Source organism: Nocardia concava NBRC 100430, from assembly GCF_000308815.1.
In the GTDB taxonomy this organism is placed as follows: Bacteria; Actinomycetota; Actinomycetes; order Mycobacteriales; family Mycobacteriaceae; genus Nocardia; species Nocardia concava.
Window position 1 is genome coordinate 1 of sequence record NZ_BAFX01000135.1, and the last position, 26,808, is coordinate 26,808.

Sequence of the window (26,808 nt, forward strand, 5' to 3'; positions counted from 1 at the left end):
GCGAACGGAATGGTGTAGCCGTCGCGAATGTCGAAGCGGTTGAGGAACCACATGCGCTGCTGGGCGATGGACAGCGGGATGCGCTCGCCGCGCTGCTGCGCGACGACCGGCGGCAGCTCCACCACGGACTCGGCATCGGCCGCGGCGATGCGGGCGGCCAGCCCGGCGACGGTGGCGTCGTCGAACACCGCGCGCAACGGAATCCGCACGCCGGCGGCCTTGCCCAGGCGCGCCACCAGCTGGGTGGCGATGAGCGAGTTGCCGCCGAGGGCGAAGAAGTCGTCGTCCGCGCCGGCGCGCTCGACGCCGAGCAAGGAGGCGAAGACCTCGGCGACGATGCGCTCCTCGGGGCCGGTGGGGGCGCGGAAGGCAGAGGTGGCGGAGGTGGGCGCGGGCAGGGCGGCGCGATCCAGCTTGCCGGAGGCATTGAGCGGCAGGGCGTCCAGCGACATGTACACCGCGGGCACCATGTAGGACGGAAGGAGCTGTGCAAGAGCGGTTTTCACCGCCGGCATGAGCAGTTCCGCGCCCGGTGCCGGAACCAGGTAGGCGACCAGCTGCGGATCGCTGCCGCGCACGAGCACCGCCGCCTGGGCGATGGAGTCGAGTGCGGTCAGAGCAGCTTCGATCTCGCCCAGTTCGATGCGCAGGCCGCGCAGCTTCACCTGGAAGTCGGTGCGGCCCAGGTATTCCAGTTCACCGTCGGCGGTCCACTTGACCAGGTCGCCCGTGCGGTACATGCGCTCGGCATCACCGAACGGGTTGGCCACGAAGCGATCCGCGGTCAGGTCGGGGCGAGCGATATAGCTGGTCGCGAGCTGATCACCGGCCAGGTACAGCTCACCCGCGATACCGGCGGGGACGGGACGCAGGCGCGAATCCAGCACGTAGAGCCGGGTATTGAAGACCGGGCGGCCGATCGGAACGGTGTCGACGTCGGCGTCGACGACCTCGTGGTAGGTCACGTCGACCGCGGCCTCGGTGGGGCCGTAGAGGTTGTGCAGCTCGCTTCCGGTGAGCGCGCGTAGTCGATGCGCGGGCTTCGGGGCGAGCGCCTCGCCGGAGGCGAAGACCATGCGCAGGCTGGTGCAGCGCGCGGCGGCTGCTTCCGCCACGAAGACGGACAGCATGGACGGCACGAAGTGGGTGACCGTGACGCCCTCGCGGGCAATGAGTTCGGCGAGCTGGGCCGGATCGCGGTGCGCCTCCGGCCGGGCGATGACCAGCTTCGCGCCGATCTGCAAGGGCCAGAAGAACTCCCACACCGACACGTCGAAGGTGGCCGGGGTCTTCTGCAGCACGATGTCGTCGGCGGTCAGCCGGTACTCGGCCTGCATCCACACGAGACGGTTGACGATGGCCGAGTGCGGCACCGCCACACCCTTCGGGCGGCCGGTCGAACCGGAGGTGAAGATGACGTAGGCATTGTTCGAAGAACGCAGCGGCGCACTGCGATCCGCGTCGGTGAGCGGTTCGTCGGAGATCCCGGTGAGATCCAGCAGATCGATGCGCACCTGCGCGACATCCATCAGCAGGTCTTCACCGGAGGTCAGCACGGTGACCGGGTCGGCGGTCTCGAGGATGTACTCGGTGCGCTCGGCCGGATGGTCCGGGTCGAGCGGAACATAGGCGGCACCGGCGACGGTGACGGCGTACATGCCGACCAGCAGATCGATCGAGCGCCGCATGCCCAGCGCCACGAAGGAATCCGGGCCGACGCCCTCGGCGATGAGCCAGCGGGCGAGCCGCCGCACGCGGACAGCGAACTCGGCATAGGACAGAGTCGTCCCCTCGAAGCTGAGCGCGGTCGCTTCGGGCGTGCGCGCCACCTGGGCGTCGAACAGCGAGGCCAGGGTGACGTCGTGCGGCAGGGTGGCCGCGGTGTCGTTCCACTCGTGCAGGATTCGGTCGCGCTCGTCGGCGTCGAGGAGTTCGATATCGCCGATGCCGACCGTGGCGTCGGCGGCCACGGCCGCGAGCACCCGGCCGAAACGCTCGGCCAGGGCCTCGGCGGTGGCGGCGTCGAAGAGTTCGGTGGCGTAGCGCAGGTTGCCGGTCAGCCCGGCGTCGGCTCCCTGATCGCCCACGACCAGGTGCAGGTCGAATTTCACGGTGGGGTCGTCGATTTCGACCGGCGACACCGTGAGGCCGGGCAGGGCGAAGGTGTCCGCATCGCTCATGCGGACGGCGTCGGTGAAGGTCAGCATCACCTGGGCGAGCGGGGGCGCGCCGGTGGTGCGGTCCACGGCCAGGGCGTCGACGATGCGCTCGAAGGGGAGCTCGGCGTTGGCGAACGCGGCCACGTCGGTGGAACGGGTCTGTGCCAGCAGATCGGCGAACGACTGGCCCGGCTCGACCCGGCTGCGCAGGACGAGCGTGTTGACGAACATGCCGATCAGGGCGTCGAGTTCGCGCTCGCCGCGACCACCGATCGGCGAGCCGACGGCGATATCGCCGGTGCCGGTGCTGCGCGCCAGCAGGGCGGCGAAGGCGGCGTGCACGACCATGAACATGGTGACGCCGTGGGTGCGCGCCAGCTCCCGCAGTCCGGCGGCGACGGTCGCGTCGACCGAGAACGGAACGGACGCACCGGCATTGGTGGGCACGGCGGGACGGGGGCGGTCGGTGGGCAGGGCCAGCTGCGGGGGCAAGCCCGCGAGGGTCTCGCGCCAGAAGTCGAGCTGCCGGTATCCCAGGCTGCCGGGATCGGCTGCGTCACCGAGCAATTCGTGCTGCCAGAGGCTGTAGTCGGCGTACTGCACGGCCAGGGGTTCCCAGCCGGGTTCCGCGCCTGCCAGCCGGGCGGTGTAGGCCCGCATGAGATCCGCGATGAGCGGCTGCAGGGAGAGGGCGTCGGCGGCGATGTGGTGCACGACGACGGCCAGTACGTATTCAGCGGTTTCAGTGGACTCGTCGTCCACCACGCTGTGCTCATCGACAATGAACAAACCGATGCGAGAGGGAAGTTCGCGGCTCACGTCGAACCCCGCGGCGGCGAAAGCGGCGATCGTTCCCGGCATCTCGGTGGCGGTGGCGGGCATCGGGCTGAGGCTCAGCCCGATGTCCGCCACATCCAGAATGTCTTGGTAAGGCCCGGATTCCGAGTCCGGGTAGGTAGTGCGCAGGGATTCGTGGCGGGCCAGCACGTCCATGGCTGCCTGTTCGAGGGCCGCGATATCCAGGTCTCCGCGCAGCCGCAGGACGATGGGCAGGTTGTAGACGCTGCGCTCGCCGCCCTCGGCCTCGATCCGGTTGAGGAACCACAGTCGCTGCTGGGCGGGCGAGAGCGGAATGCGCTCGGGGCGCGGCCGCGCGGCCAGCGTGGGGCGCGCGGCATCCGGATTCGTCTCGACCAGCAAGGCGGCCAGGCCCTCGACGGTGGAGGCTTCGAAGAGAACGCGGACGGGCACGCGGCTGCCCAGTTCGGCACCGAGCCGTGCGGTGACGCGGGCGGCGTCGAGCGAGCTGCCGCCGAGGGCGAAGAAGTCGTCATCGAGGCCGACCCGCTCGGCACCCAGAACCTCGGCGAAGACCTCCGCCACCAGTCGCTGCGCGGCGTCGACCGGGCTGCGGAAGTCCTTGGCGCGCAGTTCCGGAACGGGCAGCGCCTTGCGGTCGAGCTTGCCGCTGGCGTTGAGCGGCAGCTCGGGCAGGGCCATGAGGGCCGTGGGCATCATGTAGGACGGGAGGACGCGGGCCGCCTGCTCGCGCAGGGCATCCAGGTCGATATCGGTGTTCGGCTTCGCGACCACATATCCGGCCAGGTAATCCCCTGCCTCGCCCTTGACCAGCTGGACCGCGGCCTGAGCGACATCCCCGGCCAGCAGCGCACTCTCGATCTCGGCCAGCTCGATGCGCTGACCGCGGAACTTGATCTGGAAGTCCAGGCGGTCCAGGTAGACCAGCTCGCCATCCTCGGTCCACTTGACCAGGTCGCCGGTGCGGTACATGCGCTCGCCGGGCCGCCCGAACGGGTTGGCCAAGAAGCGGTCCGACGTGAGGTCGACCCGGCCGTGGTAGCCGCGGGCCAGCTGGGTCCCGGCCAGGTACAGCTCACCGGGCACGCCGATGGCGACCGGGTGCAGGCGGGAATCCAGCACGAAGACCTGGGAGTTCCACTCCGGCTCGCCGATCGGCACCGTGAGGCTGTCGGAGCGGTGCGCCTCGCGGAAGGTGATGGACACCGCGGCCTCGGTGGGCCCGTACAGGTTGTGCACCCCGGCGTCGCTGACGGCCCAGAAGGCGGTGACCGTCTCCGGCGGGAGGGCTTCGCCGATGACGAAAACCTCACGCAGCGAATCGAGTTCGCCCGCCTCGGCGTGCGCGGCGAACACCGCGAGCATGGAGGGCACGAAGTCGGTCAGCGTGACCCGGTGCCGCGCGATGGTTTCGGCGATGTAGCGCGCATCGCGGTGCCCGTCGGGGCTCGCGACCACGAGTGTCGCGCCCGCGCGCAGCGGCAGGAAGTAGCCCCACAGCGAGACATCGAAGGTGGTGGCGGTCTTCTGCAGGTAGACGTCCTGGTTGCGCACACCGTATTCGGCCTGCATCCAGGCCAGCTGATTGGCGATGGCGCGGTGGGTCACGGCCACACCCTTGGGCTTGCCTGTGGAGCCCGAGGTGAACAGCACGTAGGCGGGGTGCTCGGGGTGCAGCACACCGAGCCGCTCGCGGTCGGCGATCTTGGCGGCCGGGTAGCCGTCGAGGTCCAGTTCGTCCAGGTGATGCAGTGGGACAGTGACGGTTTCGGGCAGTGTGAAGCCGTCTCGCCGGGTGGTCAGCACCGAGTGCGGTCCGGCGGTGGTGAGAATGTGGCCGATGCGCTCGGCCGGATGGGCGGGGTCCACCGGCACGTACGCGCCGCCGGCGCGCAGCACGGCGTACATGGCGACCACCAGCTCGACCGAGCGGGCCATGGCGAGGACGACGAGCGATTCCGGGCCGACGCCCTGCGCGATCAGGTAGCGGGCCAGCCGGTTCGCCCGCTCGGAGAACTCGGCGTAGGTCAGTTCGGTGTCGCCGAAGACGAGGGCGCGGGCGTTGGGGGTGCGCGCGGCCTGTGCGTCGAATCCCTGGTGCAGGAACAGATCCGGAACGCGGGCCCCGGTGGCGTTCCAGCTCGAGGTGACGTAGTCGTATTCCCCGGCGTCGAGCAGTTCGATATCGCCGACCGGGACCGCGGCGTCCGCGGTGGCGGCGGTGAGCAGGCGGGTGAACTTGGCGGCGAACTCGCGCACCGTGTGGTCGTCGAAAAGGTCGGTGGCGTAGGTGTATTCGACGCGGTAGGCATCGCCGTCGCCGACCACGGTCAGCTGCAGGTCGAACTTGGCGATGCCCGGATCGAAGGCCAGCTGCTCGGCGCTGAGCCCGGGCAGCGAGGCGCTGAGCTCGCCCAGGTTCTGCATGAACAGCGCCACCTGGAACAGCGGGTGGCGGTTGCGGGCGCGGGCCGGGTTGAGCACCTCGACCAGGCGCTCGAAGGGCACGTCACGATGGGCGAAGGCGCGCAGATCCCGGTCGCGCACATGGGAGATCAGCTCGGCGAAGGTGCCGCCGCCCCGCACCTGCGACCGCAGCACCAGGGTGTTGACGAACATGCCGACCAGCTCGTCCAGCGCCTGATCACCGCGTCCGGCGACCGGGGTGCCGATGGCGATATCGGCGGTGCCCGACAGCCGGGCCAGCACCGCGGCCAGCGCGGCGTGCAGCACCATGAACGGGGTGGCGCGGTGCTCGGCGGCCAACCGGTCGACCGCGGCCCGCAGGTCCGCGTCGAGAACGGTTTCGAAGGTCGCGCCCCGGCCGCTGGAGACGGCCGGACGCGGACGGTCGGCGGGCAGATCCAGCTGGGCGGGCAACTCCGCGAGTTCGCGTGCCCAGAAGGCGATCTGACGGGCCGACACCGACTCCGGATCGGATTCGTCGCCCATCCAGGCCCGCTGCCACAGCGCGTAATCGGCGTACTGGACGGCCAGCGGCTCGTACTGCGGGCGCTGCCCGGCCTGCCGCGCCATGTAGGCCATGACCAGGTCGCGCACCAGCGGTCCGATGGAGGCGCCGTCGGCGGCGATGTGATGGGCCACCACCACCAGCGTGTGATCGCCGGGGCCGGAACGCAGCAGGCGGGCGCGCAGCGGCACCTCGGCGGTGACGTCGAATCCCTGTGCGGCCAAAGTGAGTACGGTCGCGGTCAGCTGATCCTCGGGCACCTCGCGCGGGGTGAGGTCCACGGCCGCGGCGGGCAGCACCACCTGGGAGGGGCCCTGCTCGGTGGCCGGGTAGTAGGTGCGCAGCGATTCGTGGCGGTCGATCACGTCGGCGAAGGCGGCGGCCAGCGCGTCGGTGTCGAGTTCGCCCCGCAGGCGCAGCGCGAAGGGCATGTTGTCCACGGCCGAGGGGTCGAATTCGTCGGTGGCCGGATCGTATTCGCTGCGCGCGTAGTGGTTGAGGAACCACATGCGCTGCTGGGCGGGCGAGAGCGGAATGTGCTCCGGGCGCGGGCCCGCGACCAGGGGTGGCCGGGCGACGGGACCCTGCGCGTCCTGGAGTGCCGCCAGTGCGGAAACCGTTGGGCACTCGAAGAAGTCGCGCACGTCGACGGTGACGCCCAGCGTCTCCCGGATGCGGGCGATGGCCCGGGTGGCGATGAGCGAGTTGCCGCCGATGACGAAGAAGTCGTCGTCCGCGCCGACCACCGCGAGATCGAGCAGATCGGCGAAGATGGCCGCGACCGCCTCCTCGGCGGGCGTGGCGGGCGCGCGATAGGCGGCGGTCGTATCGGCGAACACCGGTTCGGGCAGGGCGCGCCGATCCACCTTGCCGTTCACATTGAGCGGCAGTTCGACCATGGGCACCAGCACCGAGGGCACCATGTACTCCGGCACGTGCGAGCGCGCCTCGGAAAGCACCTCGGCGGTGTCGATTTCGTGGCCCTCGGCGGCGGTCACGTAGCCGACCAGCGCCTGCTCGCCGTTCGGGCGGGTGTGCATGACCACCACGGCCTGGGCGACCGCGCGGTGGCGGCGCAGCGCCGACTCCACCTCGCCGAGTTCGATGCGAAGGCCGCGCATCTTCACCTGAAAGTCACTGCGGCCCACGTATTCCAGCTCATCCGGGCCGCCGTCGATGGACACCCAGCGCACCAGATCGCCGGTGCGGTACATCCGATCGCCCGACGGGCCTTCGGGATTGGCCACGAAGCGTTCGGCGGTGAGCGCCGCACGACCGAGATAGCCGCGTGCGAGTTGAGGTCCCGCGATGTACAGCTCGCCGACCACACCGGCGGGCACGGGGCGCAGGTCCTCGTCGAGCACCAGCACCTCGACATCGTCGCCGGGGCTGCCGATCGGGATGGAGTCGATATCGGCGGCGGTGACCTCGTGGGCGGTGGCCAGCACGGTGGACTCGGTGGGGCCGTACACGTCGAAGAGCGTCGCGCCGCTGACGCTGCGGAAGTCAGCGGCGATGCTCACGGGCACGGTCTCGCCGCCGGTCAGCAGGTAGCGCAGGGAGTCGGGCATGTCCTCCCCGCTGCGCACCACCTCGGCCAGCAGCGCCGCGAGCATCTGGGTCACGAAGAACGTGGTGGTGACCCGGGATTCGCGGATGGTCGCGAGCAGGTAGGCCGGATCCAGATGCCCCTGCGGGGAGGCGACCACCACCCGGGCTCCGGTGTGCAGGGGCCAGAAGATCTCCCACACCGACGCGTCGAAGGTGGTGCTGGTCTTGAACAGCGTGGCGTCCTCGTCGGTCAGCCGGAACTGACGCTGCTGCCAGCGCAGGAAGGCGATGACCGCGCGGTGCGGGATGGCCACGCCCTTGGGCCGGCCGGTGGAACCCGAGGTGAAGATGACGTAGGCCAGGTTGTCCGGCCCGGGCTGCTCGAGTTCGGGATCGTCGGCCGGGGAGAGCACCCGGTTGCCGTCGATGCCGAGTTCCTTTGCGGTGCGCTCGAATTCGTCGACCCGCAGCACCGGGATGTCGAGGCCGAAGTCGGTTTGATCGGCGGTGGTGGTGAGCACCACCGCCGGCTGCGCGACCTCGAGCACGTAGGCGATGCGCTCGGCCGGGTGATCCGGATCGATGGGCACGTACGCGCCGCCCGCCTCGTGAATGGCGAACATGCCGACCAGCAGCTCGAAGGAGCGCCGCACCGCCAGGCCCACCAGCACGTCGGGGCCGACGCCCAGGCCGCGCAGGTGCCGGGCGAGAACCGTTACCCGGGTGGCGAATTCGGCGTAGGTGAGGGTCTCGCCCTCGAATTCCAGCGCCACCGCGTCCGGGGTGCGCTGGACCTGGGCGCGGAACTGGGTGGTCAGCGTCTCGACCGGGGCCAGCTTCGGGTCGAGCACGTCGGAGGCGGCGAGCACGGCGTCGTCGACCAGCGCCTCCAATGTGGCGGTGAGCCCACCCTCCTCGTTGAGGAGCCCCGGCAGCTGCCCGGACACCACGACCTGCATGAGCGCCTCGGGTTCCAGCGCGCCGCCCATGGCCTCGCCGAGCATGCCGATCTCGGCGGCGAGGGCCCGGTAGGTGACGGTTTCCCCGGCATACCGTAGGGCGACGCGGTCGGGTTCCAACTCGGCCACCACACCGATCAGGCAAGGTAGGTCGCCCACGCCGTAGGCGCGGCGTAGGGCCGTGACCCGGCCGGTTCGGCTGGTAGCGATCGACTCTGCGTAGTGCATCAGAGGCTTCCTTCCGACGTGCTGTCCGAGCGAAGAACCAGCGCCTGCGCGTCCGCGGTGAGCGTGCTCAGGGTCTGGTGGAGTCCGGCCGCGCCGAGGGCGGCCAGAATGCCGGGCACCAGTCCGGCGAGTGCCACGTTGACCAGGGCCTCCGGCTTTGCGGCGGCGCCCAGGGCACGGGCGGTGACGGCGATCTTCTCGGCGAGATCCCGGTAGGTGACCGTGTGCTCCGCGTGGGTCAGCGCGACCGCGTCCGGCTCGATCGCCGCGGCGGCGGCGATCAGGGTGGGCAGGTCGGTTGATTGCGGTTGCGGGGCAATGGGTTCGGCCTGGGCCGCCCCCGGTCGGCGGCCGCGCTCCGACGCGGTCCGGATATCGATGGCGCGCACCGGCGCTTCGGGGTCGGCGGCGATGGCCTTCAGCACCAGCAGCAGTCGCTGGGCCAGCAGGTGCACCGAATCCTTGCCGAAAATGTCGGTGGCGTAGACGAATCGCATGTCCAGGCCGGTGACCTGTCCGGCGTCGTCGCGGACCTCCAGCGCGGTGAGCTGGAGATCGAACTTGGCCTCGGTGAACTCGGGTTCGAGCACCTCGACCGTGAGGCCAGGCAGCGACGCCGAGACCGGCGTCATGTTCTGGAAGGCGAAGGCCACCTGGAACAACGGGTTCGTCGAGGCCGAGCGGGCGCGGCCGGCGGCGGCCAGCACGGCCTCCACCACCCGCTCGAACGGCACGTCGCCGTGGTCGAAGGCGGCCAGATCGCGGTCGCGCACCTGCCGCAGCAGCTCGGTGAAGGCGAGCTTGCCGTCGATCTCGGTGCGCAGCACCACGGTGTTGACGAACATGCCGATCAGGTCGTCCAGGGCCCGTTCACCGCGGCCGGCGACGGGGACGCCGATCGAGATGTCGCGCTGGCCGGACAGCTTCGACAGCAGCACCGCGAAGGCGGCGTGCACGGTGGTGAACAGGGTCGCACCGTGCTCACGGGCCAGCGCGGAGAGCCGTTCGACGGTGTCGGCGTCCACCTCGAAAGCGATGGTCTCGCCGAGCATCTCGCGACGGGCCGGACGGGGACGATCGGTCGGGAGCGCCAACTGCTCGGGAGCCGAACGCAATTCGTCCACCCAGAAGCGCAGCTGCCGGGACTGCAGGCTGTCCGGGTCGGTGTCGGAGCCCAGCACCGCGCGCTGCCAGGCGGCGAAATCGCCGTACTGGATCTCGAGCGGGGCCCAGGCGGGGGCGGCACCGGCCAGGCGAGAGGTGTAGGCCACCAACAGGTCCCGGGTCATGGGCAGCGCCGAGTAACCGTCGGAGCTGATGTGGTGCAGGACCACCAGCAGGACGTGCTCGGTGGGGGCGAGCTGGAACAGCTGGACCCGGACCGGCGGTGCGATCGTGACGTCGAAACCAGCCGTGACGGTCTCCAGCAGTCGGGCCGGAAGGTCGTTCTCGGACACCGGGATCGGGGTCAGGGCACCGTCGAGCTCGCCGAGGGCCAGGACCACCTGGACAGGCTCGCCGTCCACCTCGGGATAGCGGGTGCGCAGAATCTCGTGGCGCTCCAGCACATCCCGCAGCGCGGCGGTGAGCACGGCCGGGTCGAGCTCGCCGGTGAGCCGGACCGCGGCGGGCACGTTGTACGCACCCGATTCCGGATGCAGGCGGTTGAGCACCCACATGCGCTGCTGGGCCAGCGACAGCGGGGCCGGGCCGGTCTCGGTGCGGCGGGTCAGCGCGGGCAGCAGCTCGGAGCGGTCGGCGGTGGCGATCCAGGCCGCCAGGCCGCCCGCCGTCGGGGCCTCGAACAGGGCCGAGACCGGCACGCGCACACCGAGATCCGAGCCCAGCCGGGCGGCCAGGCGGGTCGCCATGAGCGAATTGCCGCCCAGGGCGAAGAAATCGGTGTCGAGGCCGATGAGGGTCGACTCGGTCGCGCCGAGGACCTCGGCGAAGCCCGCCGCGACGGTGCGCTCGAGGGCGGTGACCGGCTCGCGGTAGGCCGCGACCGCGAAGACCGGTTCGGGGAGGCGGGCGCGGTCCACCTTGCCATTGGCGTTGAGCGGCAGGGCATCCAGGATGACCAGGGCCGACGGGACCATGTACTTGGGCAGTTCGGCGACGAGGGCGGCGCGGAGTTCGGCCGAGACCTGATCGCGGCGGTCGTCGGCGATGCCGGGCATCGCGGCGTAGGCGACCAGTCGCGCCCCCGCGTCGGAGTTGTGGGCGATGGCCACCGCGGCGGTGACGCCGGCTGCCCGCCGCAGGACCGTCTCCACCTCGCCCAGCTCGATGCGGAAGCCACCGATCTTGACCTGGAAGTCCGCGCGATCGACGTATTCCAGGGTGCCGTCCTCGCGCCAGCGCACGATATCGCCGGTGCGGTACATACGGCCGCCCGCAAAGGGATCGGCCACGAAGCGGTCGGCGGTCAGCGCCGGACGGCCGTGGTAGCCGCGGGCCAGCTGCGCACCGGACAGGTACAGCTCGCCGGGCACGCCGATCGGAACCGGCTGCAGGCGGGCGTCGAGCACGTACACCCGGCTGTTCCAGGCGGGCGCGCCGATGGGCACGGCCTGCCGGTGCCGCTCGCGGACCTCGTAGGAGGTGATCGAGACGGCGGTCTCGGTGGGGCCGTAGAGGTTGAACAGCCGTGCGCCACCCGACTTCTCGTGCCTGTCGAGGAAGTCGGCGGCCGTCGCGGCGGGCAGCGCCTCACCGATGGCCAGCACCGCGCGCACCGACGCGGGCAGTGGGCCGCCCGCCAGCAGCATGCCCAGCAGCGAGGGCACGGGGTGCAGGACCGTGACGGCGTGGGTCTCGATCAGCTCGCGCAGGCGATCCGGATCGCGCTCGTCGCCCACGGCGGACACCACCAGCGCGCCGCCGGTGGTCAGCGCGGACCAGAACTCCCACACCGACAGGTCGAAGGTGGCGGGGGTCTTGAGCAGCGTGCGGTCGCTCGCACCCAGCTCGAAGGTTTCACGCAGCCAGCGCAACTGGTTGACGATGGCGGCGTGCGGTACCGCCACGCCCTTGGGCAGGCCGGTCGAGCCGGAGGTGAAGATGGCGTAGGCGGTGTTCGAATCCCGCAGGGGCGCAATGCGGTCGGCATCGGTCACCGGAGCGGCCGGGTAGTTGCTCAGGTCGAGGGCATCGACCGTGAGCACCGGCACGTCGGAGGTGAACGGCACGCCGTCGGCCGACGTCGTGAGAATTACTGCCGGCCCTGCGGTTTCGACGATGTAGGCGATGCGGTCGGCCGGGTGGTCGGGATCGATCGGCACGTACGCGCCGCCCGCCTTGACCACCGCGTACATGGCGACCACGAGATCGATGCCGCGGCGCATGGCCAGGACCACACCGGTTTCCGGGCCGACGCCCGCCGCGATCAGGCGGCGGGCCAGGCGGTTCACCCGGGCATCGAATTCGCTGTAGGTGAGCGTGGTTTCGCCGTCGATCAGGGCAATCGCGCCCGGGGTGGCCGCGACCTGAGCGTCGACCAGGTCCGCGAGGGTTGCGGATTCGCTCTGCCGGGCGGTCGCGTTCCAGTCGTGCAGCATGCGCTGGCGCAGGCCCGCGCCCAGCAGGTCGATATCGCCGATCGCCGTGTCGGGCTGGGCGGCAACGGCTTCCAGCAGCCGGGCCAGGGCGGCCAGGATGCGCTGCGCGGTGGCGTCGGTGAACAGGTCGGTGGCGTAGCCGAGGGTGAGGCCCAGCCCGGCGGGCGCGCCGGACTCGGCGTAATCGTCCACCGCGAACAGGTGCAGGTCGAATTGCGCCACGTGGGTGTCGAATTCGATCTCGGACACGGTCAGGCCGGGCAGCGCCAGCTCGGCGCGCTCGTGGTTCTGGAAGGACAGGCCCACCTGCATGAGCGGGTGCCGGGCGGTCGAACGCGCCGGATTGAGCACCTCCACCAGCCGCTCGAACGGCACGTCTGCGTGCGAGAAGGCCGCGATGTCGGCGGTCCGCACCCGCGCCAGCAGATCGGTGAAGGATTCGGCCGCGTCGGTGCGGGTGCGCAGTACCAGCGTGTTGACGAACATGCCGATCACGTCGTCCAGGGCCCGGTCGCCGCGGCCCGCGATCGGGGTGCCGACCGCGATGTCGTCGGTGCCGGACAGCCGCGCCAGCAGGGCGCTGAAGGCGGCGTGCACGACCATGAACAGGGTCGCGCCATTGGCGCGGCCCAGTTCGGTCAGGCGGGCGTGCAGCGCGGCGTCGAGTGGGAGCCGAATGTAGTTGCCGCGCAGGCTCTGTCGGGCCGGACGCGGGTGGTCGGTGGGCAGGTCCAGCTGGTCCGGCAGTCCGGCCAGGGCGATACGCCAGTAGCCGAGCTGAGTGGCGGCGACCGATTCGGCGTCGTCCTCGGAGCCGAGCATGGCGTGCTGCCACAGCGCGTAGTCGGCGTACTGCACGCTCAGGGGCTGCCACGACGGCTCGGCGCCGGCCAGCCGCGCGTGGTAGGCCACCATGAGGTCGCGCACCAGCGGGACCACCGATGAGCCGTCGGCCGAAATATGGTGCAGCACACCGGCGAGCACGTGCTCTCCGGTGGTGTTGCCGTCGGCGTCCACCAGGTGCAGCAGCTCCACCCGGATCGGGACCTCGGTGGTGACGTCGAAGGTGGTGGTGAGGATCTCGCGGACCCGCACCGGCAGTTCGGTCTCGGTGACCTGGCCGGTGCGCAAGACCGAGACCGCCTGTGCTGCGGGCAGAATGACCTGGGCGGGACCCTGCGGGGTCTCCGGGTATACGGTGCGCAGCGTCTCGTGCCGGGTCAGCACGTCCGCGAACGCCGCGGTCAGGGCCTCGACGTTCAGCTCGCCCGAAAGCCGCAGGGCGATGGGCACGTTGTAGGCCGTCGAGGCGCGATCGAAGCGGTTGATGAACCACATGCGCTGCTGGGCCGGGGACAGCGGCAGCCGCTCGGGGCGTTCACCGGCGATCAGCGCGGGCCGCTGCGCCTCGCCGGTGCCCGCGGCGATCCGGGCCGCCAGCGCGGCGACCGTCGGGGCCTCGAACAGCGCACGCACGCCGACCGTGGTCTCGAAGACGGAGCCCAGGCGCGCAGCGGCTTTGGCCGCGACCAGCGAGCTGCCGCCCAGGGCGAAGAAGTCGTCGTCCGCACCGACCGAGGTCACGCCGAGCAGTTCGGCGAACACGCCCGCGACCAGTTCCTCAGCCGGGGTGGCCGGGCGGCGGTAGGCATTGCCCTCGAAGACCGGCGCGGGCAAGGCCCGGTAGTCGAGCTTGCCGTTGACCGTCATGGGCATGGACTCGAGCACCGTGAAGGCGGCCGGAACCATGTAGGCGGCCAGGCGGCCGGTGATCTCCGCACGCACCGAATCCAGGTCCAGGCCTTCGGCTTCGGGCTCCAGGTAGGCGACCAGCTGATCGGAGTGCACGACCACCACTGCCCGGCGCACCGACGGATGCGCGGCCAGTGCGGCCTCGATCTCGCCCAGCTCGATCCGGTAGCCGCGGACCTTCACCTGGGAGTCGTTGCGGCCCAGGTATTCCACATCGCCGGCGGCGGTCCAGCGCACCAGGTCGCCGGTGCGGTACATGCGCTCGCCCGGGGCCCAGGGGCAGGCCACGAAGCGATCGGCGGTGAGCGCGCCCCGGCCGCGGTAGCCGCGCGCCAGCTGCGCGCTCGCCACGTACAGCTCGCCGACCGCGCCGACCGGCACCGGCCGCAGCCGGGCGTCGAGCACCCATTCCCGGACACCGGCCAGCGGCGTACCGATGGTGACGGGATCCGAAGCGCTGAGTGGCGCAGTGCAATTCACGATGACCGTGGCCTCGGTGGGACCGTAGGCGTCCACCAGCAGCCGACCGGCTTCCGCCCAGCGGCGCACCAGCTCGGCCGGGACGGCCTCGCCACCGGTGGCGGCGAAGCGCACGTCCGGGGTATCGGCCGGATCGATGGTGTCCAGTACGGACGGGGTCATGACCAGGTGTGTGACCCGGTGCGCGCGGATCAGATCCGAGAGTTCGTGGCCCAGCGCCTGCTCCGGCGGGGCCACCACCAGGGTGGCGGCCGAGTCGACGGCGAACAGCAGCTCGCCGACCGAGATGTCGAACGACGGCGACGAGACGTGCAGGACACGGGCTTCGGGGGAGCCGAAGTAGCGGGTCGTCTGGGCGGCGGCCAGGCCGGGCAGGCCGCGGTGGGCAACCATGACGCCCTTGGGCAGGCCGGTCGAACCGGAGGTGTAGATGGTGTAGGCGAGGTGGTCGGCGTGCAGCGGGCGCACCCGCTCCTGCTCACCGATCGCCGCGTCGTCGAACTCGGCGGCGGCGCTGCGGAATTCGAAGTCGTCGAGCACCAGCCACGGAATGTCGCCCGGCAGTCCGTCGGCGACGGCGCGCACCGTCAGGCCCAGTGCGACACCGGAATCCGAGACCATGTAGCGGATCCGGTCGTCCGGGTGGGCCGGATCGACCGGCACCCAGCCCGCGCCCGCCTTGGTGATCGACCACACCGCCAGCACCGAATCCAGCGAGCGCGGCATGGCGACCGCGACCATGTCGTCCGGTCCGAGGCCGCGCTGGATCAGCAGGCGCGCCAGGCGGTTCGAGACCGAGTCGAGCTCGCGGTAGGTGAGCTCCCGGCCGCCGTCGACCAGCGCGATGTGGTCCGGGCGCGCGGCTACGGCGGCGGCCAGCAAATCCGGCAGGCGGCGGCCGGTTTCGACGGCACCGCCGGAGCGGGTGGTCAGATCGGCGTATTCGGCGGGCGACAGCAGCGGCAGCGCCTGCACGGCCACGGCCGGATCGGCGACCACCGCGGCCAGCACCCGCTCGAAGCGCTCGGCCAGCCGCTCGATGCTCGCGGCATCGAAAAGATCGGTGGCATAGGTGATGTCGACGGTCAGGCCCGCCGGGCGGCCCTCGGTGTCGAAGGTCTCCGCCACGGTGAACTGCAGATCCACCTTGGCCACCGCGATATCGATCGGCTCCGGCGCGACGCGCAGGTCCGGCAGCTCCAGCGGGGGCAGGTCGTAATTCTGGAAGGACAGCGCCACCTGGTACAGCGGGTGGCGGTTGGCCAGGCGGGCCGGGGCCAGCACCTCGACCAGGCGCTCGAACGGGACGTCCGGGTGCGAGAGCGCCTCGATGTCGTTCTCGCGCACCGTCTTCAGGACGACGTCGAATCCGGCGCGCGGATCGACCTGCGTGCGCAGCACCAGGGTGTTGACGAACATGCCGACCAGGCCGTCGAGGGCCTGCTCACCGCGACCGGCCACCGGGGTGCCGATGGCGATATCGGTGGAGCCGGACAGCCGGGCCAGCAGGGCGGCCAGGGCCGCGTGCACGGTGCTGAACAGGGTGGCGTCCGCGGCGCGGGCCAGATCCTTCAGGCCCGCATGGGTTTCGGCGTCGATCACCGCGCGGAATTCGCGGCCGCGCTGGGTGGTGACGGCCGGACGCGGGTGGTCCGTGGGCAGTTCCAGCAGGTCGGGCAGATCGGCCAGGCGCTGCCGCCAGAACTCGAGCTGCTTGTGGGCGGCGGTGCGGGCGTCGGTGTCGTCACCGAGGCGTTCGGCCTGCCACAGCGTGTAGTCGGCGTACTGCACGGGCAGCGGCGTCCAGGCGGGATCGCCGCCCTCGCGGCGGGCCTGGTAGGCGGTGAGGAAGTCGAGGGCCAGCGGGCCCAGCGAGAATCCGTCCGCGCTGATGTGGTGGACCACCAGGACCAATACGTGCTCGGTGTCCGAGAGGGTGAAACACGCGGCGCGCAGCGGGATTTCGCTGGTCAGGTCGAAGGACTGGCCGATGAGGGCGGCGACCCGGTCGACGACCTCGTCCGGGGTGATCTCGGCGACGGTCAGTGCGATATCGGCCGTCGGCAGCACCTGCTGCTCGGGGCCCTCCGGGCCGTCGGGGTAGACGGTGCGCAGGGTCTCGTGACGCGAAACCACTTCGTGCAGTGCGGCATTCAGCACTGCTGGATCCAATGCACCCGATACCCGCAGGACGAGCGGGATATTGTCGGCTGCCGCGCCGGGTCCCGGGACACCCTCGTCGGCGTAGTACCGGTTGAGGAACCAGATGCGACGCTGGGCGTCCGAGAGCGGGATGTGCGCCGGACGCGGGCGCGCGATCAGCGGCAGGCGGGTGCCCGCACCCGAGCGCGCTTCGGCGAGCGCGGCCAGCCCGGCAACCGTTGGCGCGTAGAACAATTCGCGCACCGAGAGCTCGGCGTCCAGGGCCGCGCTCACCCGGGCGATGGCGCGCGCCGCGAGCAGCGAGCTGCCGCCGCGGGCGAAGAAGTCGTCGTTCGCGCCGACCCGCTCGACCCCGAGCAGATCCGCGAACACACCCGCGACGACCTCCTGGGCCACCGTCTCGGGAGCGACGTATTCCGCCGTCTCGAAGATCGGGGCGGGCAGCGCGGTGCGGTCCAGCTTGCCGGAGGCATTGAGCGGGAAGGCATCCAGCACCACCAGCGCGGCCGGGATCATGTAGCCGGGCAGCGCGGTCGCCAGGTTCGCCTTGATCGCGTCGGCGTCGAGCACCGCGCCCGGCTCCCGGACCAGGTACCCGGCCAGCTGATCACCGGCGTGCGCGTCGGCGTGCACCAGCGCGACCGCCTGGGCGACGCCCGGCTGGGCCAGCAGTGCGGCCTCGATCTCGCCGAGCTCGATGCGCAGGCCACGCAGCTTCACCTGGAAGTCGGTGCGACCCAAGTAGTTCAGCTCGCCGTCGGCGGTCCAGGTGACCAGGTCACCGGTGCGATACATGCGCCCGCCGGTGCCGAACGGGTCGGCCACGAAGCGGTCCGCCGACAGGTCCGGTCGGCCCAGGTAGCCGCGGGCCAGCTGCTCGCCCGCCAGGTAGAGCTCACCCGCGACACCCGGCGCGACCGGGTTCAGGCGGGCATCGAGGACATAGACGCGGGTATTCCAGACCGGCCGTCCGATCGGCACGATCGCCGAATCCGCCTCGGCCACCTCGTGATAGGTGATCTCGACCGCGGTCTCGGTCGGGCCGTACAGGTTGTGCAGCCGCGCGCCGGTCAGCTCGCGCAGCTTCTGTGCGGTCGGCGCGGGCAGCGCCTCGCCGGAGGAGAACACCTGCCGCAGCCCGGTGCACCGCGCCGCGGCCGGTTCGGCCACGAACACGGCCATCATGGACGGCACGAAATGCGCGACCGTCACGCCGCGGTCGGCGATGAGGTCGGCCAGGTACTTCGGATCGCGGTGGCCGTCCGGCGCGGCCAGCAGCAGGCGCGCACCGGTCTGCAAGGGCCAGAAGAACTCCCACACCGAAACGTCGAAGGTGGCCGGCGTCTTCTGCAGGACGACATCGTCCGCGGTCAGGCCGTAGCGGGCCTGACCCCACACCAGGCGGTTGACCACGCCGGAGTGGGGCATGGCCACACCCTTCGGGCGGCCGGTCGAACCGGAGGTGAAGATCACGTAGGCGGTGTTCGAATCCCGCAGCGGCGCAGGGCGATCCGCGTCGGTCAGCGGAGTGCCCGGGTAGTCGCTCAGATCGAGGGTGTCCACCCGCAGGGTCGGCAGGTCACCCTCGGCGGTGAAACCATCGCGGGCCGTGGTGAGCACCGCGACCGGCTCGGCCGTGTCGAGCACGTACCGGATGCGCTGACGCGGCTGATCCGGGTCGATCGGCACGTACGCGCCACCGGCGGCCAGCACCGCGTACATGCCGACGACCAGATCGGTGGAGCGCCGGATGGCCAGCGCCACACGGGATTCCGCGGTCACTCCGGTCTCGACCAGCTTGCGCGCCAGCCGGTGCACCCGGTCGGCGAACTCGCCGTAGGACAGGGTCGTCCCCTCGAATTCCAGCGCCGGGGCATCGGGGCTGGTCAGCGCCTGCGCCTCGAACAGCGACACCAGGGTCGCCGGGGCGATCCGGTGGGCGGTGTCGTTCCAGGACATGAGCACGCGGGCGCGCTCGTCGCCGATGAGCAGGTCGATCTCGCCGATCAGGCGGTCCGGGTTGGCGGTGACGGCCTCGAGCACCACATCCAGCCGCCGGGCGAAGGCGGCGACGGTGGCCTCGTCGAAAATATCGGTGGCGTAGGTGAATACCGCGTCCAACGCACCGGTCGCGTGGTCCTCGACCAGCGACAGCTGCAGGTCGAATTTGGCGATGCCGGGATCCAGATCGATGCGGGTGGCCGTCAGGCCGTCCAGCTCCAGCGTCGCGGGCGTGGTGTTCTGCAGGTCCAGGGCCACCTGGAACAGCGGGTGGCGGGCCTGCGAGCGCATCGGGTTGAGCACCTCGACCAGCCGCTCGAAGGGCACGTCCACGTGCGCGAGGGCGCGCAGATCGGTCTCGCGCACCTGGGCCAGCAGCTCCCGGAAGGACCGGTGCGGGGCCACCTGGGTGCGCAGCACCACGGTATTGACGAACATGCCGACCAGGTCGTCGAGGACCTGCTCACCGCGACCCGCGACGACCGAGCCGATCGAAATGTCGCCGGTGCCGGACAGTTTCGCGAGCAGCGTGGCGAAGGCCGCGTGCAGCGCCATGAACGCGGTGGCGCGCTCACCCTCGGCGAGTTCACGCAGCGCCAGCTGACGTTCGGCGGAGATCGAGAAGCGGTACTGCGCGCCCCGGCGGGTCGCCACGGCCGGGCGGGGACGGTCGCCGGGCAGGTCCAAGGTCTCGGGCTGTCCGGACAGTTCGGCTCGCCAGAAGCGAATCTGATTGGCCAGCAGCGATTCCGGATCTTCCTCGTTGCCCAGCAGGTCACGCTGCCACAGCGTGTAGTCGGAGTACTGGACCGGCAGCGGCGTCCACTGCGGGGCCTCGCCGCCGCGGCGGGAAGCGTAGGCCAGCATGAGATCCCGGGTCAGCGGGGCGATGGACCAGCCGTCTGCGGCGATGTGGTGCACGGCCAGCACCAGCACGTGGGTCTCGGGCGCGACCCGCAGCAGGGTCAGGCGGGCCGGGGCGTGCTCGTCGACCGCGAAGGGCAGCACCGCCAGGTCGAAGATGCGCGACTGCAGGTCCTCGGCGCTGACCTGCTCGGCGGCCAGCGCGACACCGGCCGCCTCGACCGGCAGCACCAGCTGACGTCCGACACCATCGATGGCCGGGTACACGGTGCGCAGAGTCTCGTGCCGCGCAACCACATCGGTGACGGCCGCGGCCAGCGCCGCCTCGTCGAGCGGACCGTCCAGGCGGATGGCCGCGACCAGGTTGTCGGCGATGGAGCTGTTGTCGAAGCGGTTGAGGAACCACATGCGCTGCTGGGCGTAGGACAGCGGCACGATGTCGGGCCGCTCCCCCGCCACCAGCGGCGTCCGGCCGCCCTTTCCGGCCAATTCGCCCAGGCGCGCGGCCAGTTCGGCGACGCTGGACGCCTCGAACAGCAGGCGCACCGGCACCTGGGTGTCCAGGGCCGCGCCCAGCCGGGCCACCACCTGGGTGGCGACCAGCGAGTTGCCGCCGAGCTCGAAGAAGTCGTCGTCCGCGCCGATGCCGGGCGCGGCGGTCCGGACGGGCGCGGTCGTGGCCTGCGACGCGGCGGCCTCGGCCGGGACCAGGCCGAGCACCTCGGCGAATACCTTCGCCACCAGTTCCTCGACCGGCGTTGCGGGAGCGCGGAATTCGCGGGCGGCGAAGACCGGCGCGGGCAGCGCGCGATAGTCGAGCTTGCCGTTGACCGTCATCGGGAAGGCATCCATGACGGTGAAGGCCGCCGGAATCATGTACGCGGCCAACCGGCCCGCGAGAGCCGTCTTCACCTCGGCCACATCCACCTCGCCCGCGGCGGGCACCAGGTAGGCGACCAGCTGATCACCGCGCGCGGCATCGGAGTGCATGGTCACCACGGCGGTGCGCACCTGCGGCAGTTCCGCCAGCGCCGCCTCGATCTCGCCGAGTTCGATGCGGAAGCCGCGCAGCTTCACCTGGGTGTCATTGCGGCCCAGGTATTCCACATCGCCGTCGGCGGTCCAGCGCACCAGATCACCGGTGCGGTACATGCGTTCACCGGGCGACCACGGGCAGGCCACGAAGCGGGCCGCGGTCAGGGCCGCGCGGTCGCGGTAGCCGCGGGTGACCGGATTGCCCGCCACGTACAGTTCGCCGACCGCGCCGACCGGCACCGGCCGCAGCCGGCCGTCCAGAATCCACTCCCGCGCGCCCGGCACCAGGCGGCCGATGGTCACCGGCTTGTCCGCCGACAGCGGCCCGGTGATGTTCACGACCACCGTGGCCTCGGTCGGGCCGTAGGCGTTGATGAATTCGCGCCCGGCCTGCGACCAGCGGCGCACCATCTCCGGCGAGAACGCCTCGCCGCCGACCGCGACGTGGGCCAGGGTCGGCACATCCGCCGGATCGATGGTGCTGACACCCGAGGGCGTCATGAAGACGTGGGTAACCCGCTGCGTCCGAATCACTTCGGCGAGTTCCGCGCCGATGTGCGCACCCGTCGGCGCGACCACCAGGGTGGCCGCCGAGCGCAGGGCCAGCAGCAGCTCGCCGATCGAGACGTCGAACGAGGAACTGGTCACGTGCAGGACCCGGGCGTCCGCGGTACCGGAGAAGCGCTCGTACTGCGCCTCGGCCAGTCCGGCCAGACCCGAGTGGGTGACCACCACACCCTTGGGCAGACCGGTCGAACCGGACGTGTAGATGGAGTACACGACGTTCGCGGCGCGCAGCGGGCGCACGCGGTCCGCGTCGGTGATCGGGTCGGCGGCGAAATCCGCGCAGGCGCCGGTGAATCCGGCGTCGTCGAGAAGCAGCCAGGGCAGCGTGTCCGGCAGCGCGTCACGCACGGAGTTCACCGTCATGCCCAGCTTCGCACCCGCGTCGCGCACGATGTAGTCGATGCGGTCGGCCGGGAAGGCGGGATCGACCGGCACCCAGGCCGCGCCGGTCTTGGCGATGGCCCACACCGCCACGATGTATTCCACCGAACGCGGCAGGCTGACGGCCACCAGATCCTCGGTGCCCAGCCCGCGATCGATCAGCAAGCGCGCCAAGCGATTGGACGTTTCGTCCAGTTCGGCATAGGTGAATTCGGTATCGCCCTCGACCAGCGCGAGGCGATCGGGCGCGGCGGCCGCGGCGGCCGCCATGATCTCCGGAAGTAACTGGACGGTCTGTACCGCGCCGCCGGAACGGGTTGTCAGATCGTCGTATTCGGCCTCGGCCAGCAGCGGCAGCGCGTCCACGAGCACGGACGGATCGGCGGTGACCGCCTCGAGCAGCCGGGTGAAACGGCGCGCGAAACCCTCGATGGTGGCGGAATCGAACAGATCCACCGCGAATTCGAACTCCGCGTGGATCCCCGCCGGTGCCGGACCTTCCCCGGGACCGGCACCGGCGAAGCTTTCGGTGACCGCGACCGAGAGGTCGAATTTGGTCACTCCGGTATCCAGGGTACCCGTCGTGGCAAGCAATCCGGGCAGTTCGAGGCTGATGTCTCCGGTGGCGGTGAACGACAGCGCCACCTGGAACAGCGGGTGACGGGCTTGCGAGCGGGGCGGATTCAGCACCTCGACGAGTTGCTCGAAGGGGACATCCGCGTGTGCGAAGGCGGCCAGATCGGTGTCGCGGACCCGGCGCGCCAACTCGCCGAAGCCGAGCGTGCCGTCGATCTCGGTGCGCAGCGGCAGCGTATTGACGAACATGCCGATCAGATCGTCGAGTTCGCGCGCGCCGCGGCCGCCGACCGGGGTGCCGATCACGATGTCGGGCTGACCGGACAGGCGCGCGAGCAGGATCGCCAGCACGGTGTGGATCAGCATGAAGGTCGAAACACCCTCGGCCCGAGCCGTTTCCGAAATACGCGCGTGCAACTCGGCGGGCAGGTCGAGGTCCAGCTTCGCGCCGCGCCCGGTGGCCAGCGCGGGGCGCGGGCGGTCGGTGGGCAGTTCCAGCAGGTCCGGCGCGCCCGCCAGGGTCTGCCGCCAGAAGTCCAACTGACGCGAGAGCAGCGAGTCCGGATCCTCGGCCGCGCCGAGGCGATCGCGCTGCCACAGCGTGTAATCGGCGTACTGCACGGGCAGCGGCCGCCAGTCCGGGACCCGGCCCTCGGTGCGCGCGAGGTAGGCGGTGATCAGGTCGCGGGCCAGGATCGGCAGCGAGAGTCCGTCGGCGGCGATGTGGTGCAGCACGATGGCGAGGGCGTACTCGGGGACGTCGAGATCGGCGGCATCCACCGAGACCGGACCGCCCAGTCCGCAATCCGAGGCGACCGCGCCGGTGACGGTGAACATCTGTGCACGGAACGGGATCTCGCGTTCCAGGTCGAAACCCCGGGCCGCGAAGGCGCGCAGCCGGGCGTCCAGTTCGTCGGCGTCGGCGTGCTCGCGCACCACCGGCGCGGCCGCCTCCGCCACGGGCAGCACCCGCTGGACCGCGAAACCCGCCGCGGTCGAGGGGAATACGGTGCGCAGCACCTCGTGCCGATCCAGCACGTCGGTCAGCGCGGCCGCCATGGCCGCCTCGTCGGCCTCGCCGCGCAGGCGCACCACGAACGGCATGTTGTAGCCGGCGCTGGCGGTGTCGAAGCGATTGAGGAACCAGATGCGCTGCTGAGCCGGGGACAGCGGCAGCGCCTCCGGGCGCTCGCGGCGCACCAGGGCGACGGCCTTACCGGCCTGCGCGTCCGCGTCCAGGAACTGGGCGTCGATCTCCGACGCCAGCTCGGATACCGAGGTGGCGCTGAACATTTCGCGCACGGTCAACCGGCAGCCCAGCTCGGCGTTCAGCCGCGACGCCACCTGGGTGGCGATCAGGCTGTTGCCGCCCAGGGCGAAGAAGTCATCGGCGCGGCCGACCGCCGCGGCGCCCAGCACCTCGGCGAACACCCGGGCCACGGCCCGTTCGGTGACGGTCTCCGGGGCCTCGAAGCGGGCCACCGTCCGCACCGGCGCGGGCAGCGCGGCTCGGTCCAGCTTGCCGGAGGCATTGACCGGCAGGGCATCCAGCACCACGTACGCGCTCGGCACCATATAGCCCGGCAGCGCCCGCGCCGCGGCGGCCTTCAAGCGGGTGGCGTCCAGTTCGGCGGGCGCGACCACATAGGCGACCAGCTGCTCGTCGCGCACGATCACCACCGCGCGGGACACGCCGTCGACCTCGGCCAGCACGGCCTCGATCTCGCCCAGCTCGATGCGCAGGCCGCGCAGCTTCACCTGGAAATCGGTGCGGCCCAGGTACTCCAGCTCACCGTTGTCGGTCCAGCAGACCAGATCGCCGGTGCGGTACATGAGCGCGCCGCCCGCGTTCCCGGCGCCGTTCTCGACCCCGGAGAAGGGATCGGCCACGAAACGCTCGGCCGTCAGGCCCGGTCGCGTCACGTAGCCCCGGGCGAGCTGAACCCCCGACAGATACAGCTCACCCGGGGTACCCACGGGAACCGGCCGCAGACGCGCGTCGAGCACGTACAGCCGGGTATTGAACACCGGTGCGCCGATCGGCACGGAAACGGTGTCCGCGGCCGTCACCTCGTGGAAGGTGACATCGACCGCAGCTTCGGTGGGGCCGTAGAGGTTGTGCAGGGCCGCGCCGGTCAAGGCGCGCAGCCGCTGGGCGGTGGACGCGGGCAGCGCCTCACCGGAGGCGAACACCCGGGTCAGCGAGGAGCGGTCGGCGCCGCTCGACTCCAGCTCGGCCACATAGGCATCCAGCATGGACGGTACGAAATGTGCTGTGGTGACGCCATATTCGGCGATCACCGCGCGCAGGTAGGCCGGATCGCGGTGGCCGTCCGGCTGCGCGAGCACCAGTGTCGCGCCGATCTGCAAGGGCCAGAAGAACTCCCACACCGACACGTCGAAGGTGGCGGGCGTCTTCTGCAGCACCACGTCGGTCTCGGACAGGCCGTAGGTCCGCTGCATCCACACCAGGCGGTTGACGATCGCCGCGTGGGTGACCGCCACGCCCTTGGGGCGGCCGGTGGAACCCGAGGTGAAGATGACGTAGGCGGTATTGGCCGGGCGCAGCGGAGCCGAGCGCTCGGCGTCGGTCACCGGCGCGGCCGAGTACGCGGCCAGCGCGTCATCGCCCATCTCGTCCAGATGCAGTGCGGCGATGTCGGTTTCGATGCGGTCGGCCGAGGTGGTCAGCAGCAGCGCGGGCGAGGCGGTCTTCAGGATGTGCGCGGTGCGCTCGGCCGGATGGTCCGGATCCAGCGGCACGTAGGCCGCGCCCGCGGCCTGCACCGCGTACATGGCCACCACCAGCTCCGGCGACCGGCGCAGGTGCAGGGCGACCAGCGACTCCGGGCCCACGCCCTGCGAGATCAGGTGGCGGGCAAGGCGATTCACCCGCTCCGCGAACGCGCCGTAGCTGAGATCGCGGTCCGGCTCACCGGCGAACCGGACGGCCGGGGCCGACGGCGTGTGCGCCGCCCGATCCTCGAACATCGACACCAGCGTGGCCTCGGCGTCGAGCGGGAACGCGGTGTCGTTCCACAGCCGCAGCACCACATCGCGTTCCAGCTCGGTGCAGACGTCCACCCCCGCGATCGCCGCCTCGGCGTCCAGGCCGACCAGCCGCTCCAGGAAGTTCACGAAACGCCGGTGATGCCGGATGGTCTCGGCGCTCGAGTAGAGATTCGGGTTCACCTCGAGATCGAGGTGGATGCGGTCGTTCTCGCCGTAGAAGAGGTTGAGGCTCATGTCCTCCACCGGGCTCGAGGACAGCAGGTGCAGGCGCGCCTTGATATCCCCGAACTCCAGGTGGGGATGGAACAGCATGATGTTGACCATCGGGCCGAACAGTCCCCGGGAGGCTGGGCTGCCCTGCTGCTCGGCATCGCGGTGGATGTCCTCGTGCCGGTAGCGCTGATGGCGCAGCGCGCCCGAGATCTCCACGCGCGCCGACTTCAGCAGCTCGCCCCAGGTGGTGTCCTCGCGCACCGGAATGCGCAGCGGCACGATATTGGACAGCATGCCCGTCGAGCGCCGCATAACCGCGGTGGTGCGCGCCGTCACCGGCAGGCTCAGCACCGCCTCGTCCTTGCCGGTCAGCCGCGCCAGGTAGGCCGCGAAGGCCGCCACCACCACGCCGGGCAGACCCGAATCATGCTGCGCGCCAACTTCTTCGACGCGTCGCTGCAGCTGCTCGGGCAGCGGGGCCTCGTAGCGCATATTGCCCGCGCGGGGCGGGGCCGTGCGGCCCTTGAGGGTGGTGCCGCCCTCCAGGCCCGCGGTGCGCTCGGCCCAGTGCGCGCGGTCGGTCCGGAACCGGCTGCTCTCGCGGTAGGCGAACTCCGACTCGACCAGTTCGCGCAGCGTGCCGACCTTGACCGTCTCCGGCTCCAGGCCGCGCCGCAGCGCGGTGTAGCGGCGGGCGGACCACTGCATGGTGTTCATGGCCGCGTAGCCGTCGCCGACGATGTGGTGACCGATCACGAACCAGAACCAGCGCTGATCGGCGACCCGGATCAGGGTGGGGGCGAAGAGCATTTCGGTATCGGTGAGCACGTCCACCGGCTTGACGACCTGGGTCCGCATCCATTCGTGCGCCGCCGCAACGGGATCCGATTCCGAGCGCAGGTCCATCAGGGTGGTGTTGTGACCCGCGGACAGGTCCAGGTACTGGTGGGGCTGCCCGTCGATCTCGGTGAAGCGCAGCTGGGAGGAGCGCCAGATCGGCACGCCGTCCTCGGAGACTCGCAGCAGCAGATCGACATCGAAATCACCCTCGATATCGACGTACTGGGCCATGGTCAACGGCACATCCGGGTTCAGCAGCTGGGCGTACCAGACCCCGATCTGTGCGGGCCCGAGAGGAAATGGCGCTGAGATATCCGACGTCGGAACTTCACTGGGTCGCAGACCAGTCGAGTCCGTACCTTGCACCAGAGCCTCCCATGTCATTGCGAATTGCTATGTCGACCAACGGTTTCGGGGCATCGCGAAATAGACCTGGGGTGCGCCCCGTGTACGAGAGCGCGCCAGGCCGCGAAAGTTCGCACCGCCCTGGGTGATTCGACGAATGCGCAGGTGGTCACTGCAATGACGCAGCCGCGCGTGTGATCCAACTAGTGCTCGAAGCGGCCGGGCCTACTGGCTCGCCGGCCGGGATGCGAGTGCCTCCGGGTCATCGCATCCGCTGGTGTCCTGCTGCCGATCTCCTCCAACTGTCACCTGCATCACATGGATGCCGTTCA

Annotated in this window: 2 protein-coding genes; both read right to left on the bottom strand. The window is 70.8% G+C overall.

Going from position 1 to position 26,808, the window contains the following annotated elements; all coding sequences use genetic code 11:
• The coding region (locus tag ON43_RS31525) for a non-ribosomal peptide synthetase (RefSeq protein WP_040813352.1) at nt 1–8,687 on the bottom strand (8,687 nt) is incomplete at its 3' end.
• Nucleotides 8,687–26,515 carry a non-ribosomal peptide synthase/polyketide synthase gene (locus tag ON43_RS31530; protein WP_051179509.1) on the bottom strand — a complete coding sequence of 5,943 codons (17,829 nt, stop codon included), beginning with the start codon at nt 26,513–26,515 and terminating at the stop codon, nt 8,687–8,689. The genes ON43_RS31530 and ON43_RS31525, both read right to left, overlap by 1 nt.
• Nucleotides 26,516–26,808 lie beyond the last annotated feature (293 nt).